The 21,204-nt window shown below is 44.2% G+C and carries 14 protein-coding genes and 3 pseudogenes; 12 read left to right on the forward strand and 5 right to left on the reverse strand.

What is annotated here, in order from left to right; translation table 11 throughout:
- Positions 1–140, forward strand: a pseudogene (locus AACX38_RS18040) (hypothetical protein); the annotation flags it as partial.
- Positions 141–199: 59 nt separating this feature from the next.
- Entirely contained in the window at positions 200–826 is a 627-nt protein-coding gene (locus tag AACX38_RS18045) for a hypothetical protein (RefSeq protein WP_228865119.1), read from the forward strand.
- 50 nt (positions 827–876) lie between these two features.
- On the opposite strand, the pseudogene AACX38_RS20835 reads toward AACX38_RS18045, so the two are convergent.
- Together AACX38_RS20835 and AACX38_RS18050 are read right to left on the reverse strand one after the other, a co-directional pair.
- Positions 877–972 (reverse strand): annotated as a pseudogene (locus AACX38_RS20835) (DUF2815 family protein); the annotation flags it as partial.
- A 9-nt stretch (positions 973–981) separates the two neighbouring features.
- Positions 982–1,200, reverse strand: coding sequence for a DUF2800 domain-containing protein (locus AACX38_RS18050; RefSeq protein WP_228865120.1), 219 nt, complete (start codon positions 1,198–1,200; stop codon positions 982–984).
- Between the two features lie 72 nt (positions 1,201–1,272).
- Here AACX38_RS18050 and AACX38_RS18055 point away from each other — a divergent pair.
- Positions 1,273–1,416 (forward strand): annotated as a pseudogene (locus tag AACX38_RS18055) (IS1 family transposase); the annotation flags it as partial.
- 91 nt (positions 1,417–1,507) lie between these two features.
- Here the strand turns inward: AACX38_RS18055 and AACX38_RS18060 are convergent.
- Positions 1,508–3,652 (reverse strand): TonB-dependent receptor, encoded by a 2,145-nt coding sequence (locus AACX38_RS18060; protein ID WP_228865121.1) that lies wholly within the window; start codon positions 3,650–3,652, stop codon positions 1,508–1,510.
- Between the two features lie 213 nt (positions 3,653–3,865).
- Between AACX38_RS18060 and AACX38_RS18065 the strand changes: the two genes are divergently transcribed.
- The 8 genes from AACX38_RS18065 (at position 3,866) to AACX38_RS18100 (ending at position 17,981) form a co-directional block, all read left to right on the forward strand.
- On the forward strand, positions 3,866–6,709 hold the full coding sequence (locus AACX38_RS18065; RefSeq protein WP_228865122.1) for a condensation domain-containing protein: 2,844 nt from the start codon (positions 3,866–3,868) through the stop codon (positions 6,707–6,709).
- A gap of 88 nt (positions 6,710–6,797) precedes the next feature.
- Entirely contained in the window at positions 6,798–7,757 is a 960-nt protein-coding gene (locus AACX38_RS18070; RefSeq protein ID WP_228865123.1) for an ABC transporter substrate-binding protein, read from the forward strand.
- An 89-nt stretch (positions 7,758–7,846) separates the two neighbouring features.
- Positions 7,847–12,382 (forward strand): amino acid adenylation domain-containing protein, encoded by a 4,536-nt coding sequence (locus tag AACX38_RS18075; RefSeq protein ID WP_228865124.1) that lies wholly within the window; start codon positions 7,847–7,849, stop codon positions 12,380–12,382.
- Positions 12,383–12,402: 20 nt separating this feature from the next.
- A complete protein-coding gene (gene basC / locus AACX38_RS18080) occupies positions 12,403–13,758 on the forward strand; it encodes a putative histamine N-monooxygenase (RefSeq protein WP_228865125.1) in 1,356 nt (451 codons plus the stop codon).
- On the forward strand, positions 13,736–14,896 hold the full coding sequence (locus AACX38_RS18085) for a histidine decarboxylase (protein ID WP_228865126.1): 1,161 nt from the start codon (positions 13,736–13,738) through the stop codon (positions 14,894–14,896). The genes basC and AACX38_RS18085 overlap by 23 nt, the downstream gene beginning before the upstream one ends.
- 222 nt (positions 14,897–15,118) lie before the next feature.
- Entirely contained in the window at positions 15,119–15,916 is a 798-nt protein-coding gene (locus AACX38_RS18090; protein WP_228865127.1) for an ABC transporter ATP-binding protein, read from the forward strand.
- Between the two features lie 2 nt (positions 15,917–15,918).
- On the forward strand, positions 15,919–16,929 hold the full coding sequence (locus AACX38_RS18095) for a FecCD family ABC transporter permease (protein WP_228865128.1): 1,011 nt from the start codon (positions 15,919–15,921) through the stop codon (positions 16,927–16,929).
- Positions 16,926–17,981: an iron ABC transporter permease gene (locus tag AACX38_RS18100; RefSeq protein WP_228865129.1), complete on the forward strand. Its 1,056-nt coding sequence runs from the start codon at positions 16,926–16,928 to the stop codon at positions 17,979–17,981. Before AACX38_RS18095 ends, AACX38_RS18100 begins: the two co-directional genes overlap by 4 nt.
- 200 nt (positions 17,982–18,181) lie before the next feature.
- On the opposite strand, the gene AACX38_RS18105 is transcribed toward AACX38_RS18100, so the two are convergent.
- Positions 18,182–19,180: an aldo/keto reductase gene (locus AACX38_RS18105; protein ID WP_228865130.1), complete on the reverse strand. Its 999-nt coding sequence runs from the start codon at positions 19,178–19,180 to the stop codon at positions 18,182–18,184.
- A gap of 100 nt (positions 19,181–19,280) precedes the next feature.
- Between AACX38_RS18105 and AACX38_RS18110 the strand changes: the two genes are divergently transcribed.
- Complete coding sequence (locus AACX38_RS18110) at positions 19,281–20,189, forward strand: LysR family transcriptional regulator (RefSeq protein ID WP_228865131.1); 909 nt, start codon at positions 19,281–19,283, stop codon at positions 20,187–20,189.
- Positions 20,190–20,747: 558 nt separating this feature from the next.
- Here the strand turns inward: AACX38_RS18110 and AACX38_RS18115 are convergent.
- Positions 20,748–21,204, reverse strand: a 457-nt coding sequence (locus AACX38_RS18115) for a VapA/VapB family virulence-associated protein (protein WP_228865132.1), incomplete at its 5' end; no start/stop codon positions are given.

Genomic DNA, 21,204 nt, shown 5'->3' on the forward strand with positions numbered 1-21,204 from the left:
TGAACAAAATAGAATACTTATGGCACACGTTACATGAAACAGTCACACGTAACCATTGTTGTCGGTATATGTGGCAACTGCTCAGTAATGTGAAAAAATTCTTGAAAAAATCTGCAAATAGACTCTTTCAGAGAAAGTAAATCGAGTGTCCCACTATTATGAAAAGTTATTTAGAGAGAAGATACTGGCAACATACCCGATGTTTGAAGCCTTAAATAAAATTGATTCAGATAAGTTTGAGAATTTATATAAAGAATTAGAGTCTATGCCCCAAGTATGGCATAAGCCAGAAGCAAACAAGCCAGAAACAAATGAAGCCATATTAAAATTTGTAGCCTCCATTAACGTATGGTTTAATAGTAATATATCGACCCTTTTAAACTCCTCCTCTGATGAAGCCGTAAAATCGTATGGTAGGCATTTAATTCGATCCCTCAACATCTTATTAAAAAATGATCCTACTGGTATCCAGTGCTTTAATGTTCTATATCCCGGTGTAATCGGTGAACTGGATGTATTTAAAATCAAAGATGATATTAAAGGAATAGCTTACGAAAGGAACTATTTAAATAATATTGCAGATTCTATAGCTCGCCATGATAAAGTTGATAGATTACCTGCTGATCAAATTGAAGAAGCATTATCCATTATCAATAATAAATTAGTCGAAAAATATGGTGATTATTATTATATTGAAGACCCAAAAGAGTTATCTAATCAGCCAGTTTTAGCATGTGGAAAAATACTAGATTTATATGAAAATATTATGGAATTAGCCCCCCATCTCTCCGCTGAGATTCTTCGTTATATGAATGAACCAGAATAATAACCTTCCTTTTAAAAAGCCCCGTATAATTAACGGGGCAATTATTCTAATTAAATTAATTCTTCTGCCTCTACTCCTTCGCTCAGGTCGTCGAACTCGTCAATGCTGGCAACACCACCCAGAGAAGCCGAGATACCTTTGCCGTTACCGCCAGGTCAGGTGATAAGTGTTTCCAGTTTAGCCCACCTTTTCGGGTACTCTTTTTTGAGTACCTTTTCCGCTTGTGGTGGGGTTATCAGCTTCTTGGTGTACATCTGGTCTTGCTTGAGATTGAACGATTTCAGCATCGCTTCCCCCTCAGACTCCATGCCCCAAGAACGGTTACCTAACTTACCCTCGACCAGTTTAAATCCGAGGCTGAAACTTCTTTTCATTATGTCACCTGTTGAATTATCGAAATGAGAATATCACCTCTATAACGGTGACCAAAATCATTGAACCACATCACTCAGCGTATCGAAAGAACCAACCTCACCCTGCGTACTCGCATCAAACGACTAAATCGGAAAACGATTGGCTACTCCAAACCCGAAGAAATGCACAACAAAGTGATAGGCACGTTCATTGAACGTGAATACTATCTTTCATAAGTCATCTAACTATTGGAGTCACGACCTCATTTTCTACTGTGGGAGGCGCCAATCCTGCTCAAGCGAAGATCGGCGCGCTCAATGCTGATTTTTAGAAGCTCATTTTAGCCCCAATACCCACTTCACGTGGTTCTAAAATATTTCCAGAAAGCCCGGCTGTACGGTCACGATACTTATTTGTCGGCGCACGTCTGTCAAAAATGTTATTTCCGTAAACAAAGAGTTCCATGTTTTTAGTCGGATTATATGAGAAACGAAGATTGGAGACTGAATAAGAGCTGACTCGTAATTCAGGATCGTTTTGGTCATCAGAGAAATAATGATCCACGTAACGAAGAGATCCGCTCAGACGAAATTGTTCAGTAATATTCCAGTCAGCTCCGATATTAAACATATAACCGGGTGCTTTAGAGAAGTGTTTTCCTTCAAACGAGTTGCCTCGATAATCAGCGAATTTTTTAATTTCAGTATGAAGTAATCCAAGCCCGCCGTTTAAGCTTAAATTGTCCAGTACCCGATAATCTGCGCTGAGTTCAACCCCATAGCTTACCGCTTTATCGGCGTTAACAAGAATCGAACCGTTAGATTTGTCTTCCCTGTAATCATCTACAGCACTCTGGAACCCCTTATAATCTGTATAGAAAATATTGCTGGTTACCAGTAATCGGTTATTGATGGCTTTACCACGGGCAAACAACTCATAATTCCAGGCCTTTTCCGGGGCAAAGGTATAATAAGAATGCCCGGAGAAATTCACACCTGTACCACCCGGAGCATAACCTTTACTGACTAAAGTACCGACAGTGACATCGTCAGTAATATCGTAAGCAAGGGAAACTTTCGGCAGGACAGCATGGAACCCTTTACTATATTCATGATAAACACCGGGTACATAGCTGTTGATCCCTTCATGCTTAACCTGATCATATTGATAACGCAAACCGCCAGTCAGAGCCCATTTTCCCGCAAAACGTCTGGTCGCCTCTGAGAAAAGGCCAATGCTCGTGTTAGTCAAATCGGCATCAGCCTTGCCCAAGACATTATTAAGCACATTTCTGGCCTTATCACGCGAGTAATAAAGCCCTGTCACTCCACTCCAAGTTGAATATTCATCACCGAAGTTCAAATGTGTTTCGTTAGTGATATTGTTCGAATCACGGTTTGCGATACCTGGCAACATCTTAGTGAAAGTGTAACGGTATTTCGATGCAGAATATTGGAGCTGGTTGGAGAGCACGATATCGTTGTCAAAATCATACTGAAGATCGAAGATACCGACATCACTGCTAGTTTTAGATCTGTTTATACCTAAAGTCATACTCTTCAAATTACGGTAAGGTAATGAAGCAGACTCGGCATCAGAGTTTTTTGCTGCTGTATGGAAGTAGGTTAGTTTAGCCAGCCAAGGGCTATCCAGTGGTTGCCAAAGTGCTTTAAACCTGGCATCCAGATTTTCAGAACCTTTCCTCATATCAGAATCATAGAATCGAGGGTTGGTATATTCCATAAACGTATTTCTATCGCTGTAATCCACAGCGAGGCGTACCGCGAGATCTTCTGTTAATGGCCCATTAACAGTAAAGGACGCTCGTTTCTTTTGGTGACTTCCATACAAAACCTGACCATCGAATTCGGGAGTAAAGGTGGGATCGTTTGTCTTGATAATAATTGCCCCGGCAATACTGTTTGCTCCCTGTGTTGTGGTTTGTGGGCCCCGGAAGACTTCTATTGAGTTCACATCCCAAATAGGCCCTCTTCCCAAACTGAATTCCGCCGCACTCATATAACGACCATCAACACTGGTGGTTGCTCGCGGTATCGGTTTGGAAAGAAAAGTATTTCCCCCGACAAGAGGCCCGTTCGTCTCAATACCGCGAATACTCGGTGCCTCTGTATTACTGGTATAAAGCACATTCGGTGTACCCTGCAACATACCACCGATGGTTGTCGCTTCGGGCTTATTTCGTATCTCCTGTCTGGAGATAACGGTAACTGAACTTGCCGTTCTTTGTAGTGATCTTGCCGTTTTTTCACCGGTTACAGTGATGATATCGGCTTCATCGTTCCTCGTTTCATTTTTCTTTGCTTGATCAGACGCAATCGCTTGCCCTCCCAGGGAGGATAAAGAAAGCAAAATTGCGCTGTTAAGTAACATTTTTTTGCGTGAAAAAATCTGATTTCCTGCCTTGATAGCTAGGGGAGTTACTGTCTTTTTCGGGATGATTATCATTATCATTATCATTATCATTACTGTTCACAGGCAGGTAATATTATGTTAACCTTCTAATTTGTCAATTACATATTTGTTAGTATTTCTTCAAATACGGGCCGTTACAACACATATTCTGCGGGTAACATCTGGCTTTCCTATGCCGTATTTAATGGCTGTTAGCCCGTATTAATACACTTAAAAAAAACAACTAATTAGTTTGATAAAGCGGGATTTTTTATGTTGAATATTGATTCAGGAAAGTTATCGCACGTAGCCGTATCCCGTTATGAAGAACATATCTGGTTACTCCAGCAACAGAATCCTGACCGCGTACTTAAACAGCTCTCAGCCTGGCAGCTTCATGATGATGTTAATGTTTCAATGATGGTGCAGGCTGTCCAATCTGTTGTTGAAGCAATACCGGATTTGAACGTACGTTATGAGTTAAATGATGACGGTGAATTGTATAAAACCCGGGCATCGAGCTGGCAGTCATGCCTTGAGTTTTTCTATGCCGGTTCACATTCAGACATGCTCCAGAAAATACTAACTGTGCAAGCATCTGTCTGGCTTCCTGAACAGAATCCCCCCTTCAATATATTGATAATACAAAGAAGTGATAAAGTTGTTTTAGCTCTGATCTTGCACGAGATACTGGCGCAAACTTGCCATGAAAACGAAATTATCGAAATGCTGATCCGCGCTTATGCTGGTCACTTAGTAAAACTTCCTCCTCTAAAACGCGTTTCTTTATTACCTTACGATGGAAAGGCAACTTCTGCTGTTTCCTGGTTATGTTGCCGCAACCATGAGAATGCCACCATTCACTCCTCTTTGGGTGAAGAAACTTACCTGAATAAAAACAGGCTCGCACTGCGTTGGAAAACCGGGCTTAAAATTAATGAACTGGAAAAATTCCTTCCTCGTGACAGATTACCTCACTGTGTACCGGCTCTTATTTCAGCCCGATTTGCCCGGTTCATTGCTCTGCTCGGAGGCCAGAAAAAGCTAGCACTGTGTCTGTTGCAGCCGGACGGGTTCCGTCGCCTTATTATCGAATCTGACATGGCGGAAACACAGATTATCAGCTCCATCATGGATAAACTTCAGGCTCAACCAGACGAAAATAATTTTCTCTCCGGTGCTCCCGTAACAGTAAGTGATGAACCGGAGGTATATGTTCGGTTGTTATCTCGCCCGAACGATCTGGTTGAACAACAGAGCTTACTGAGTCAGTCAATTCTGTTACCCACCTATGAAATGCGGCCCGATTTTGAGCTGGCAATGGAGTATGAAAGTACAGAGGAAATTAGTCTTATATTAACAACCGGCCAGTCGGTTTCCAGCCATACCGGCGAGTTCTTAATGAGCCGTTTTGTGTCTTTTCTTAAAGGTACTGAAGATGCCATTATGCGCTTAGCCGCGAAATCTGAATCTGACTCAGATATACCTTCTACGCATGATGCCACCAGCAAAGAGATCTCCGTTGGTACTGACGAAATAGCAACAATAATCCTGTCAGAATTCCGTGAAGCTTTAGCGATTACAGATATGACACTGGAGGATGATTTTTTTGATTGTGGCGGGCATTCCCTGCTGGCAACACGTATTATCGGTAAATTGCTTGGTACACACGGTCTGGAAGTACACTTTGGTGATTTCTTCAGCCATCCTTCAGCTACTGCTTTGGCATCCCGTGCGATCAGAAAAAATCAGAATAAAGGTGCCATCTCTTCGGCACAGAACGATCATTTAACGGCCCCATTGGCACTTGCTCAAACCTCGCTCTGGGATGCCTATAAGGCCTATGAGTTTGGCACTATCTTTAATCTACCATTCGCTCTGGATTTTCTTGATGAGGTTGATGAAACAATCCTTGAACAGGTTTTTTCTGATCTTATAGAACGCCATTCCAGTTTGCGTACCCTGTTCTATGTTCAAAATGGCGAGGTTTATCAGCAGATTGTCGCGATGTCGGACATGAGTGATTATAAATGGTTCTGGTTCAGTCACGAAAATCAGGGTGTACACCTTGATGATGAAGCGGCTTATAGGTTCGATCTTTCCCGTGAATTGCCAGTCAGAATAAGACTACTCCGCAATGCGGAAACCGGACGTCAGATATTATCGCTTCTGGTCCACCATATGGTTATTGATGAATGGTCGCTGAATGTTCTGATGGATGAACTCTCCCAGGCTTATTTATCACGTTCTTCCGGTGTGGCCCCTATCTGGAAAAAACCCGTATTATCATTCCATCAATTTGCCCTGCAACAGCAGGCAAACGGCTTTAATCAAAAACACCTCGATTACTGGACGAACATGTTGCGTGATGCAACTCGCGGATTAGAACTCACCTTATCTGACAACCAGAAAACTGTTGCGACGCATGAAAGTTCATCGAAAGCCGGCTGGATCGAGTACAAACCTAAACCTGAAGTCACTCATCATCTTTATTCCTTTGCCCGACAAAATAACGCATCCCTGTTCAGTGTCGTCTACGCGGCAATTGCGCTTTCTCTGCATAAGCTCGGTAATCTGAAGGATATCGTAATCGGTACTTCTGCATCAGGTCGAACCGAACATGATACTTATGAAACAGTCGGCTATTTTACCACCATGGTTGCACACCGGTTGCAATTCTATCCGGAGAAACCCGTCGGTACATTGATTGAAGACACCAGAGATACAATCAATAATTCAATGCCGTATGCAGATGTGCCGCTCGCTCTTATTCAGCAATCGTTGGGGATGACACCTGAGGAGGGGCTAATCTTCGACGTTTATATTCAGATCCATGCCAATAATGCACTGAACGGTGTACTTAAGACCCCGCTTGGTAACGATATACGCTATCGACAAATCGATCCCGATAAAAAGGAATCCATGTTCGGTCTTCAATTCGAAATTATGGAAGATGTCATTGATGGCGAAAGAATCATGCGGTTGGTCATTACTTACCGTGAAGAGCGTTACCCTGAAGAACTTATCCAACGCCTCTGTGAAACAATAGAGAAAATTTTCTCATTCTTCACCACACCTGGGGCCTTAAGCCTTCCCCTTGCTCAAGTGACTGTGTGATATCCATAACAACCATGATTAACGTGAGTCTGTCGGTGTTAACTGACGGACTCATATAACCCTGATCCGTTCTGAAAGAGAAAACATTATGCGATCTGCTATTACTGTAATATTAATGTGTCTGATGGGAACATCGGCCTTTGCCGCATCACGGCAGGTTACGGATACCTTAGGGCGGGATGTCGTTATTCCTGAGGAACCACAGCGTATTGTGGTTATGAGTGAGCCAGCTATCGGCCTGCCCTTAATGGAGCTGGGTGTTGAACCTGTAGGCAGTTACGGGCGCACGGAAGATGGTATCTACCAGCTTGGAACAGATTTCGTCGATACTGTACTGGGTGAAGGGCGTGCAAAACCAAAAGGCATCGGTGCTGGGCGGGAGATTGATCTGGAAAAACTCTACGCGCTGAAGCCCGACCTGATTATCGGAACAGAATTTGATATCGACAAAGTAAAACAACTTTCAACGATCGCCCCTGTCTATCTGCAAAATTTCCTTTCTGGGAAATCCCACAATTTTCATATTGAAGAAAATCTGGCCAAACTGACCGGACGTGAGCAGAGCTTTCAAAAACGACGGGATATGTATTTGCAACGCGTTGCCGCAACGCGCGCCCTCTTGCCGGAAAATCCGGCTAAACAGACTTATCTGCCGATCCTTGTCACAGATCAGATCAATGTCGTTGGCGAAGCAACCGGTTTCACTCAGGCATTGGAAGATCTTGGTTTCACCCGGCTGAACCTCTCGAAACAAAGCGGCCTTTCTGCCAATTCATCCCAACTGCTTCTACAGTTGAGTGCGGACAAATTAGGCGAGCTTAACCCGGACGTTCTGGTCGTGCTCAACAGCTGGGGCAGCAAGGCACACGATGAGAAAGCCATTCGCTCCGCGCTTGATCGGGTTGTCCCCGGATGGGCTCACTATATGAAACCCGCCCGCGAAAAACGGATAGTTTTCCTTAACGCAGGTGAAGTTTTTACCCCCACGTTTGCCAGTGCGGAACATACGCTTAAAGCCGTGGCAGAATGGGCTAAGTCGAAGCAATAAAATGATCCTGCTCGCCAGAGGCTGCTCGCATTCAACCTATTTTTATATTTGTACCTATTAACAGCATTTTTCAACTACGTGAATAAACTATGAGAGAATTAACGTCAATGCAGGCAGCTTACTGGGTCGGGCGTCATGTTCAGGCCGATCTGGGAGGCGTTGCCGCGCATCTTTATGCTGAGTTCGACGGCGATGACATTGAAGTGAGTCGATTTAAACAGGCTCTGGAACGCGTTTGTTCTCTACATCCTATGCTAAGACTCTGTGTCGATGCTGAGGGACTTCAGTCTGTGACTTCATCCGGTGAGCCATTATTGCCGGAGATCGACGATTTTCGTGGATTAACAGAACAGGAAGTGGAGAAGTTACTTCTCGTTAAACGCACTAAGTGGACTCATCAGAAACTTGACCTTTCTTCCGGTCAGGCATCGCGGTTCTCGCTCAGTCTGCTAAATGACGGAAAATTTCGCCTGCATATTGATACGGATATGATAGCTATCGATCCTTCAAGTTTCAGAGTACTAATGGAGGATCTGGCGATATTTTATGATAATCCAGACCAGCCAGCTCCGGTAATAACATCGTATTTCGAATGGTGCGATCAGGTACGCACCGATCCCCACCTGAAAGCAGCCCGTGAAAAGGATAGGATCTGGTGGCGTTCACGTATTCAACATATTCCACCAGCCCCTGCTCTGCCTATTAACAAAACTCAGCCCGATCAGGTTCACAGCCATCGTCTGGCGGCATGGCTTCAGCCAGAGGAACGTCAGGCGCTGAAACGGCTTGCCCGAATACACAAAATAACCATGTCTAGCCTGATGCTGGGGCTTTTCTCCATTATTCTTGGAAGACATACCGGAGATAAGCAGTTTCGCCTCAATGTGCCGATGTTCTGGCGCTCTCCCCATGTGAATGATGTAGAAAGAATTGTCGGCGATTTCTCTAATGTGCTTATCCTCGGCGTTGATATCAATGGAGCTGAAAGCCCTGCTGACCTTAGTCAACAGCTTGGCGAGCAACTGACCGATTTGCTCGCTCACTCAGCTTATCCGGGTGTGAATCTGATGCGTGACCTTTCTCGGCATCATGGTGCAACGCAATTAACCCCTGTCGTCTTCACCGCAGCTTTGGATATGCCGGGGGAAGAACTTCTCTCAGATCGCGTCAGGCAGACATTCGGTTCTATGAACTGGGTTATTTCACAAGGCCCGCAAGTTGCCCTTGATGCACAAGTGGCATCTGCCGATGGCGGTATTCTCATCAATTGGGACATTCGTCTGGATATGCTGCCAGAAGCATGGATAACCTCAGTGTTTGACAGTTTTGTCAATTTCGTCCGTGAAATCGCCACACACCCACAACGATTCGATGAATCAATACATTCTTCACCCAATAACGTCGCAGCCCTATCATCAATAATCAGGCGCAAACCTGCTGACTCTACCGCGCAAATTGATCTGAAAAACAATATTGGCCTGAAAAACAATATGGAAAAGATGGATAACACGGAAAAACCATTAACCGCCCTTCAACTGGCGTATCTGCTTGGGCGACGGACAGAATTGCCGCTGGGTGGCGTCGCGATGCAAGAATTTCGTGAATATCGCGGAAGCATGGAGTTGGCGCGTTTGCGAAATAATCTGGAGGACATGGTTCAGCGTCATGACAGTTTGCGCACCCGAATTGATGCCAAGCGACTTGTCCAATATGTTAGTACAGAAGCCGATATCAATTTACACCAAGTCGACCTGAGTGCTATGTCACGGGAAGAGGCTTTCCGTTATGTAGAAAACCACCGTGAAGAATATGCCCATGCACTTTGCGATTTGGATCGTTCCCCATGGGACATAACATTATTTCGTTTACCAGAATGCCGTTTACCAAAGAATCCGTCAGAAAAGGATGATCTCATCGCGTTTGTTCGTTTCGACGCGCTGATCCTTGATGGGCGTTCGATAGCTGCTCTGATGGTAGAACTTTTCGCGGGCAAAGTTTCACTTGTGGCGGATACTGATGCCTTCTTGAATGAGAGTGATATCTCTGAAAAGCGCAAAACAGATGAAGCATATTGGAAAACAAAACTTGATGCCGTCAGCGGTGCCCCACGACTTCCGTGGATAAAACCATTGGTGCAAATAGGCACATCCCGCTATGCACGACAAAGCTTGATTGTAGCCAGAGAAGATTATTCCGCAGTATCAAAAGCCGGTACTAAACAAACGCTTTTTAAGAATTCCACTATTATGGCTCTGGTGCTTGAGGTTCTGTCCCATTGGAGCGAAGAGAAGAATCTATCTATCGGTATTCCCGTAGCACCGCAGCTCTCTGGTGTTTTGTGTAATCGTTCAAGTTTTATTGTGGTCAACTGGAATGCTGAGCAAGGCAACCTTTCTGAACGGGCCAGCACCCTACAGAACGATGTGATGGAAGGGATTGAACACCTTGCATTTTCAGGTATAGACATTACCCGAATGCTGGTTGAAAAAAATGGGGCTGGCCCTGTTTTACCTGTCGTTATTACCAACGGACTTTCATGGCCGGTATCAGGTCAGGATAGTGGTATGCAGTTGTATCGCGGGCTGACTCAGACACCACAAGTCGCGATGGATATCCGTTTTTCAACCAATACGGATAAAGAGCTTGTTTTTGACATCGATTATGCAACTTCCGCAATCGAACCCACTTTCGTTCAGGACATTTTACGGGCTCTAAGCAAGGCGATACAAACCATCGTAGCGTCAGGCGTATTCACCCTTTCAGCGCAGAATATTATCGATACAGACCACTATCGATTAAACAGTGTCGAAGCTGATTTTCACTGCGGGCAATATCTCAACCGGATAGCCGCCAATATCTTCGACAACAAAAACACCAAAACGGCACTCATCTGTGGCGACAGACATATCAGCTACGCTGATCTGGGGCATGATGTACGTCGAATTATGGGCGCTTTCAGGGAGAAAGGGCTTTCCGAGGGTAGCGTTGTCGCCCTTTGTCTGCACCGTGGGCCTGAGCACACAGCAGTCACTCTAGCCTGTGCATTAACAGGGGTGATCTGGGTTCCGATAGACGCAGACTCCCCCTCCGAGCGACTGCATTATCTCCTTGAAAACTGTCATCCGGATCTTGTCGTAACGACAAAAAGAGAAGGAATTGAACATCCGGCTGAAATGCCTGAAACACTTTTGTCTGCCGAGCCTTTAGCAGAACTCCCACTTCCGCTTGACGCTCTCTCATCAAGTGAGGCGCCCGCCTATTATCTCTACACATCAGGAACAACCGGAAGGCCAAAGTGCGTTGTTTTATCCAATAAATCAACATCGAATGTTATTACCAGTACCCTAAAAGAGTGGTCTGTAACACATCAAGATGTCTTCATTTCTGTAACGCCTTTGCATCATGATATGTCGGTCTTCGACGTTTTTGGCTGCCTGACCGCCGGTGCAACGCTGGTTCTTCCCGCTGTCGGTGAAGAAAAGGATGCCCTGTGCTGGAACCAGTTAGTTGCCAGACACAAGGTCACATTATGGTGCTCTGTGCCTGCCATTTTAGAAATGCTCCTCGCGTGCCGTCAGGATGATGAATTGAAAAGCCTGCGGCTGATTGCGCAGGGTGGCGATTACATCAAACCTGCTGTGATTGGTAGCTTGCGTACACTTCTACCGTCAGTGCGGCTGATTTCGTTAGGAGGACCAACCGAAACGACCATATGGAGTATATGGCACGAAATTGGGCAGAATGATATCAGCCAGATCCCTTATGGAAAGCCCTTGCCTGCTAACAGCTACTTTCTGTTGAACGAGTGTGGTAACCACTGTCCGGTCGGTGTGACTGGCCTTATTCATACGGCTGGTGTCAATGTCGCACTGGGTTATCTGGAAAACGGGAAGCTCACCCAGACCAATTTTGTCACCATCAGGGATACAAATGGAGAAGACATCCGAGCCTTCCGCACCGGCGACCACGGGCACTATCGTCACGATGGCGTCATTGTTTTTGATAGCCGCGTCAACGGTTACGTCAAGGTGCGCGGGGTGCGTATTTCCTTGCCGGACATTGAAAATGAACTGGTTCGTCATCCGTCAGTTAAGCACATTCTTGTGGTGGATTATGGTGATGAAATGCATGGTGAAACCTCCATCGGTGTACTTTATGTACCACTAAAAGAAGATGCCCTGTCAGGAGCAGAATTACGCAAATATGCCAGCCAATGTCTGCCTCCATCACATGTCCCGACACGGATATTACAGGTCACTGAATTACCGCTCTCGCCAAATGGCAAACCTGATCGCCCTAAAGCACGCAGCCTATTGATGGAATCTGTGCATGAAGCATCGCCTATTCGACACAATTCTTCCCCTGAGCAACAAACAGAGATAGAAGAGACGGGAATGAAAAAGAAAGTGCTGGAAATCTATCTGGACGTACTCGGCCAATCACGAGATAGCCATTTTGATGGTTCCAGCGACTTCATCAGCATGGGATTACGCCCCCAGCATCTGAAGACAATTTCGGCACGAATCTCCGAGGAATTTGCTATCGGGGTTTCGTTACCACAATTGCTGCGTTGCCGTAATGCCGCAGAGGTTGAACAGCAACTGAACGCATCTCTGCGCTTTTGAAAATAGTTCGGATTATTAACATGAATAATATTGACCTTATCGGTATTGGTATCGGCCCCTTCAATCTGGGATTGGCGGCCCTGCTTTCGTCACACTCTAACCTGACCAGCCTTTTCCTCGAACGCAAGGCTGAGTTTCGCTGGCATGAAGGTCTTCTGCTACCGGGTACAACGTTACAGGTTCCATTTCTGGCCGATCTGGTCACGATGGCTGACCCTACACATCCTCTGAGTTTCCTGAATTATCTTCATAAGCACGACCGTATTTACAAATTCTATTACTATGAAAAATTTCAGATCCCACGTCAGGAATATGACCATTATTGCCGCTGGGTGACACAACAGCTTCCCTCCTGCCAGTTTGGTGAAAATGTCATTGATGTGGCGTATGAACCAACATCTGAACGTTTTATTATTGAAAGTAAGACTCACTCGCGTTCAACGCATCAGTACTATAGTCGTAACCTTGCTATTGGTATCGGAACAGCTCCGTTCCTGCCTGAATGGGCTAAAATCCAAACTAAAGCGCCTATCTTTCATTCAGCAGACTTCATCAACAAACGAGCTCAACTCTCAACATGCCGACGTATAACAGTGATTGGCTCAGGGCAAAGTGCTGCCGAATGCGTGCTGGCACTCTATGGTGCGTTGACTCCTGAAATGATAGAGGACGGTGCTTCAGTCCAGTGGATCACCCGCTCTGCCGGTTTTCACCCGATGGAATCATCGAAACTCGGTCAGGAATGTTTTACGCCTGCTTACATGAACCATTTCCACAGCATAAGCAGAGAAAAACGCCGCAAGATCGCATCGGGTCAAGGGGGGCTTTATAAAGGTATCAGCGTCTCAACTATCGCAGATATCTTCGATATTTTGTATGAACGTTCCATCGGCGGTCGTGATCCGGGTCTTTCGCTTGTTTCAAACTGCGAGGTTGAGCAAGTGGAAAATAGCGAAAACTCCGGGATATTGCGGATCGTTTTTCGCCATCAGCAACTCGATGAAGTCAGTTCCATTGAAACTGACGCCATTGTTGCTGCTACAGGTTATAAACACACCAGCCCCAAATGGCTAGAAGGACTCAAACAAACGGTACTTGCCACCGATGATTACGGCGATTTGATTGTGAAAGAGGACTTTAGCGCTCAACGCCTTGATAAAGGAAAAGGCCTTATTTTCGTGCAAAATGCTGAGATCTTCCAACATGGCATTGGTTCTCCCGATCTGGGACTTGGCGCATATCGTAATAGTATTATTGCCAACCAGCTTCTTGGCCGAGCGCATTATCGCTTACCTCAAAACTCGTCATTCCAAAGCTTTGGTCTGCAAGAGCATCACAATATCGGAGATAAAAATGACATTATCCCTTGCCGATAAGGGCAGACTAGATGCATTTTGGTATCACTGTGTTAAAAACCAGCATTTCAATATCGGTTATCCTGAGTCCTCAGACTTTGATTACTCTTATTTACAGAGATTCATGCAGTTCTCTATCAACAATTGCGGGGACTGGGGGGCGGAATGCAACTATCTTTTAAACTCCTTTGAGTTCGAAAAAGAAGTCATGGAGTATTTTACTGAACTGTTCAGAATTCCATTTGAAGACAGTTGGGGTTATGTGACCAACGGGGGAACGGAAGGTAATATGTTCGGCTGCTATCTGGGACGAGAATTATTCCCGGATGGCACACTCTATTATTCAAAAGATACTCATTATTCGGTGGCAAAAATCGTCAAATTATTGCGGATCAAATCTTGTTTAGTGGAGTCTCTACCCACTGGTGAGATAGATGATAATGACCTGCTACAGAAAATCATCGCTCATAAAGAACCCCATCCCATCATCTTTGCTAACATTGGCACGACATTGCGCGGTGCGGTGGATAACATAAAAATCATTCAACAGCGTATGCAGCAAGCAGGTATCGCCCGCGAGAATTACTATCTGCATGCTGACGCCGCCTTAAGTGGGATGATCTTGCCATTTGTAGATAACCCGCAACCCTTCACCTTTGCCGATGGTATCGACTCAATCAGTGTGTCCGGGCACAAAATGATAGGCTCACCCATTCCTTGCGGAATTGTTGTTGCGAAACGGAAAAATGTCGAACGTATTTCCGTTGATATTGATTACATTTCGGCTCAGGACAAGACTATCTCCGGTTCACGTAATGGCCAGACGCCACTGATGATGTGGGCCGCTATTCGCAGCCACTCGTTCGCCGATTGGCGTCATCGCGTCAAACACTGTCTGGAAATGGCACAATATGCCGTCAAGCGTTTCCGGTCTGCCGGAATAGATGCCTGGTGTCATGACAACTCTATTACGGTGGTATTTCCATGCCCGTCGGTCGCTGTCTGGAAAAAGCATTGTCTGGCAACATCGGGAAACACGGCACACTTAATAACCACAGCACATCATCACGACAGTAGTAAAATCGATATCTTAATCAATGACGTTATTGCTGATTTCCGCCAGATAGTTAACGTGCGGGATGTTGTATGTGAGCAGTAAAAAATAACAGTGAGGCTGATTATTTTCAGGCTATGCGGCATTAAAGACGCAGAGAATGGATCATCCATAAGATAAAACCGTAACCTGACAGCTCGTCAGATAAACGATAACAGCCACCATTTTTCTGCTGTGTTATGGATAGGGTGATTTTGGTATTCTGCCTGAACCCTAACCATGTCACTGCAATTTTTTTTATATATAAGATAACTGAAGGAGCTTTTGGTGCTTACAGCAAAAAATCTCACCGCAACTTACGGTAAAAAAACCGTATTGCATGATTTGTCAGTAGACTTTGCTCAAGGGCGCATTACCGCACTCGTCGGGTCTAATGGCTGCGGTAAGTCAACACTTCTGAAGTCCATCATGGGCTTCATTCCACTGAAAAGCGGGGAAATTTTACTGGAAGGTAAGCCGATTGCAGGGATAGGCCGCAAAGCGCTGGCCCGAAAGATCTCTTATCTGCCGCAGGAATGCCACTGCCCGGACTACATGACACTGGGAGAGTTGATCGAACTGGCTGCTTGTGGACGCCATTCTCTTTTCGGCGGGGCATCTGCTCGGGATCGCAAACTGTTTCATGATGTATTAGACATCGTCGGTCTGGCTGATCAGGCCAGCTCTCAGGTCAGCGACCTTTCAGGAGGGCAACGCCAGCGGGCTTGGGTGGCGATGGTGCTTGCACAGGACACTGACATCATTCTTATGGACGAGCCAGTCAATCACTTAGATATCAAATATCAGTACACCGTACTAAAACTGATCCGCGATCTCTCACTCCAGCACGGAAAAACCATCGTTGTGGTGTTACATGATTTAAATCTGACTACCACTTTTGCCGATGATGTTGTGATGCTTAATACTGGCAAAGTCGTTGCCGCGGGAGCTGTCAATAAAACAATAACGGTAGATAATATCCAGCGTGTATTCGATATTCCGGCTGATATTTTCAGTTATAACGGCAGCCTTATCTGTCAGCCTTATCCGGGCATAAACCAACCTGAAAATTGGTCCGGAGTATAACGATGAAACCCCGTCTATTCTTTATATTCGCACCTTTTTTATTACTGCTGATCTTCTTTTTTAGTCTTTCTTTCGGTGTAAATATTGCTTCATTTTCGCAAATTTACTCAGCCTTAACCCAGTCTGAACCACAAAACTATGAACAAGCCGTTATTTTATACCAGCGACTGCCACGGGCGCTGATCTCTGTTTATGTCGGCGCGGTGATGGCATGCAGCGGTCTTGTTTTCCAGGGATTGATCCGCAACCCGCTGGCTTCTTCATCAACATTAGGCATCAATGCCGGTGCAACCCTGTTTGTCGTAGCTGGTGCAATCGTTTTTTCGCTCGACCTGACATTACAAGGCATAGCAGCCCTTTTAGGTGGGCTATTTGGTTTTTTATCATCTCTTTTGATATCTCGTCTGTCGGGCGTTAACACCGTTTCTCGCGACTTACTGCTGATACTGGCTGGCACATTAATAGCGATGCTTTATCTTGGGGTAAGTAATGCTGTTCTTCTTGCTTATCCTGAAACGCGAACTGAATATTTGAGCTGGCTCGCTGGGGCTATCAATCATGTTTATATCACAAGACTGTACCATTTCTGGTGGTTCGGGCTGCTGGCCTTAATCGTGCTTTTATTACTGGCACGTCCGCTGACGCTCATTCTGCTCGGTTACGAAAAGGCGCATTCGATTGGCGTGAATGCAACGCTTGTTTCGCGCATTGCGTTAGTTGCCGCCATAGTTGCATCCAGTTCTGCTGTTGCCATATGCGGGCCGATCGGTTTCGTAGGGCTGGTTGTACCCCATATTGTCAAGCCTTTGGTTGGACAGAATTTTATTTTGTCGCTGCCAGCCTGTGCTCTGGCAGGAGCAAGTGTCTGCCTGATCGCTAATCTTTGTGCGCAGACACTCTTCCAGCCTTATGTCATTCATACCGGTATTCTGATGGATTTTTTGGGCGGGCTGTTTTTTATCTGGATCATCAGAAAGCGCTATCTTTCAACAACATCAGCGAGATTGTTATGAAGTTCGGTAAGGCAATAGACGGAAAAAGAGTATTACGTTTCGCGAATGGATTACAAATGCGTACCCTCGATATAAAAGTCGGGTTATGTCTATTTACCATTACGATCATACTCGTCATTATTTCTTTAAGCGTGGGAGTTACGGACGTTGGTGTCTATGAATTCTTGCATATGCTTTTCGGTAATTCGCTGGAACACCACCAGTTTTATGCACTCTGGGTTGTACGGATCCCGCATATTTTATTGGGGCTGATGGTTGGTTGGTGCGCAGCTCTTGCCGGTGCTATTCTGCAACCGATTGCTCGCAATCCATTGGCCGACCCCAGTCTTTTTGGCATAAGTCAGGGCTCTATGACAATGATCATTATCTTGCTGGCGTTTGTTCCCACCGCCCCTAACATACTGATCGTCCTTGCTGCACTGGCTGGTGGGCTGGCTGTTGCATTGTTTTTGACTTTACTCGTCGGCAATAACCGCGCAAGCGGCCTGGCAATTTTATTAATGGGGATTGCTGTCTCGTCCGTTCTCGGTTCAGTCAGCTCTTTTCTTATTCTCTATCTTCCAACAGAATTATCCCTGCACCTTGCCGGCTGGATGGAAGGATCATTGTTTCAGGCCAGCTGGTCAGTTATCGCATCATTCATGCCATTATTTTTATTGAGTATTATCGGCATTTTGCTCATCGGCCCCGCGTTAAATCGCTATGAACTTGGAAACGAACTTGCTTTGTCCCTTGGAGAACCTATCAAATATTCCCGCCCGATGCTGATGGGATTCTCTGTCTTGCTAAGCGCTGCATCTGTCACCGCAGTAGGACCATTGAGCTTTCTAGGAATACTGGCACCACATCTGGCCAGCTTTATTTCATCGGCTACCGGTCGCGCCCGTTTATTTATTTCCGCTCTGGTGGGCGGCAATCTAGTCATTGCGGCAGATATCATAACTAAAGCTGCACCAGCAGGTATCTTTATCCCTATCGGATTGAGCTTCACACTTATTGGTGTGCCCCTGTTCATCCTGACAATGCGGCTTCGCGCACTACGTAAACACTAAATATTTGCCGTATCTGTTGTGAAGTGGTGTCCATCATTCACCCAAGTTCCGTTTAAACCGCCACTGAAAAATCTTCTTCTGAGAAGAAAAATTTCAGTGACGGTTTTTTCTATTCTTTCCCCTATCCGTATTGAAATTTATTTGCTCCTGAAGGTCTTTCATTTCGAGGTGGGGAAAATGAGAAAATGAATTACAGGCGATCATTTATCTATCAGATCAAAATCATCCTGATTGTATCGTAATCCGTGGATGTTTTTGGGGGTGAAAATGGTACCAATAATTTTAATATCATCTTCAGAAATGAGCAGTTCGACAGCACCAATATTATCGCTCAGATGCTCAATTTTTCTTGCTCCTGGGATTGGAACAATATCATTCCTCTGGCTCATGACCCAGGCTAAAGCGAGCTGTGCCAAAGAGCATTGATATTTCCCGGTCATGTCTTGCAGTCTATTGAGGAGCTGTCGGTTTTTTTGTATGACTTCCTGTTGAAAACGGGGGAGATTACGGCGGAAGTCATCATCAGCAAAACCGGACTGGTCAGCAATTTTTCCGGTCAGAAACCCCCTCCCTAACGGACTATAAGGAACAAAACCCACTCCCAATTCTCGACAGGCCGGAAGAATGTTTTCTTCAGGTTCACGCGACCAGAGAGAATATTCATTCTGTACTGCTGTAATGTGATGTACTTTGCTGGCTCTGCGCAGAGTGTCTGCTGAAACTTCCGATAAACCAAGATGGCGGACTTTCCCTTCTCTGACCAAATCAGACATTGTACCCACAACGTCTTCGACAGGTACAGATGGATCAATTCTATGCTGATAAAGCAAATCAATGGTGTCAATGCGCAGACGCTTCAAAGAACCTTCAACCGCTTCCCGAATGTGTTCTGGTCGGCTGTCAACACCAGCCATACGTTCAAGTCCATTACCAGTGGGCAGAATATGGAAACCAAATTTTGTCGCAACCTGGACTTTATCACGGAACCCTCTGATAGCTTTCCCAACCAGTATTTCATTTTCAAAAGGGCCATACACTTCAGCAGTATCAAGGAAAGTTACTCCCATATCCACTGCTGCGTGAATAGTCTTAATTGACTGTGCTTCTTCAGCTCCTCCATAGGCAAAACTCATCCCCATACAACCCAGTCCTAAAGCAGATACGGAAAATTTATCTTTTCCGAGATAACGCCTTTTCATCTTATTTTCCTCATGTGTTAAGCTATGTTAAATTTATATTCCTTCTTTAGGTTCATAACAATTCATATGTAAAAAATGCAATATTAAAGAGGAGTTAACAATGAAATATCTCCCTGATTTGCAGCAAATAAAAATATTAATTCTCATTGCGAAACTGGGAAGTTTCCGAAAAGCAGCAAAAGAATTGAACCTTTCTCCCCCATCTTTGACGTCCGCCATAAATAATCTTGAAGAAAAATTGGGCGTCAGGCTTCTTAACCGTTCAACTCGAAGCCTTTCTTTAACGGCTGTGGGAGAGGAGTTTTTACGCAACATCATTCCGGTATTCGATGACTTCAAACGTGTTATCGACGGCCTTAATTATTATAGGGAGAAGCCAGAAGGTATTGTGAAAATAAACCTGCCGCGGATAGTACTTGATCTCTTCTTTCAAAAGTATTTTTTAGCCTTCAAAAAAGAATATCCAGATATTACGTTGGAGATCTTCACTACTGATAGGAAAATCAATCTTATTGAATCAGGGTTTGATGCAGGTATACGCTATATTCAGGATATACCTAAGGATATGATCGCTATCCCTTTTGGCCCGAAACTAAATCTTGTACCAATTGCCAGCCCAGAGTTTGTAAAAATTAACGGTACTCCTGATTCGGTGAAAGATTTAATAAATTTCCGGTGTATTAACCGATGTTTTCCCACAGGGGAAATTTACCACTGGGAATTTCTTGATGCGCAAGGCAATATCACTGAAATTAATGTCAAAGGAGATCTTGTTATGGACTCTGATGGCGCCATGATTCAGGCAGCCGAATTAGGCCTGGGTATAGCCTTTGTTTATGAACGTCTTGTTAGTGAACAACTCAAGGAAGGAAAACTCATACACCTATTGCCTGATGATAACTATCCTGCCGATAATTTCTGTCTTTATTACCCAAGCCGTAAGCATATTCCTATTCCGCTAAAAGCCTTAATTACATGGATTATGGGTATGAATCAAGGTATGTCATAATTTCAATTATTGAGAAAGACTATTTTCTATTTTGGATCCATCTTAAAAAAGAAATATCTTTGATAAACAAACTCCGTTTTTTCTGAAGGAAAATGAAAAACATGCTCTCACTGCCAAAAAATCAAATGCCGCATTTTATACTTTTTTTCTTCTAAATAGTTTTTCAAAATGATAGGAGTATTCCTTACCCCGCGTGACACGCGGGGTAAGGAATACCGCATGCTGATACTCTCACTATTATGAAAAGGTATATAGTTGTACAGCAATGAATTAATAATAAGAAAATAGAAATAATTATTTCTAAAAACCTCACAAATGAGTTTAATTATTATTAAAAATATAACCTCTTAAACTTTATTTTAGGATAAATTTATATATCCTTAGTTTAATAACCAAGGATATATAAAAGTGAAATTAACAATTCCATACGTCAACAAATCATTTCTTCAATAATAAAACCTTAATCTGTACAATACTTAATTAACAAGTGAGGGTTAGAGATTCCTATTTCATTTTTTAAAATTAAAACTTTCATCATTCTCAGTAAAAATAAAATAATTAACTCCAGTTACCCGGCCCAGACCCGACTCCTGTTACCAGGGAAATGCCTAGACCAGTGAAAGCTCCAAGAGGAAAAAGATCTGCATTTTGGAAAGTAATACCTAAAGCAAAAGAATTTCCGACAAATTTAAAATGTGTAGTATCAGAAAAAAGTTTAGCTAAATTATCTGTCCAAATCCAACCCTCTGAAGCACCCACACCAATAGAAGAAACTCCCCATGATTCACCTCGAAAAACCTCATGATGATCTTCCAGCACGATGTTAAAACTCTGTTTAATGAACTTGCCAACATAAGAAACTGTAGCTTGATAACCCTCAATTCCCAGAGAAGTAATTTCTTTTATTGTTTTATCAATAAGCTCAGCTTCCAATTTACCTTCAGTATATTTTTTAACATCTTCAATCATTTTTAATCTTATTTCATTGTCTTTTATTGCACTCATAATATTACTC

Source organism: Xenorhabdus sp. PB30.3 (assembly GCF_963895965.1).
GTDB classification, from domain to species: Bacteria; Pseudomonadota; Gammaproteobacteria; order Enterobacterales; family Enterobacteriaceae; genus Xenorhabdus; species Xenorhabdus stockiae.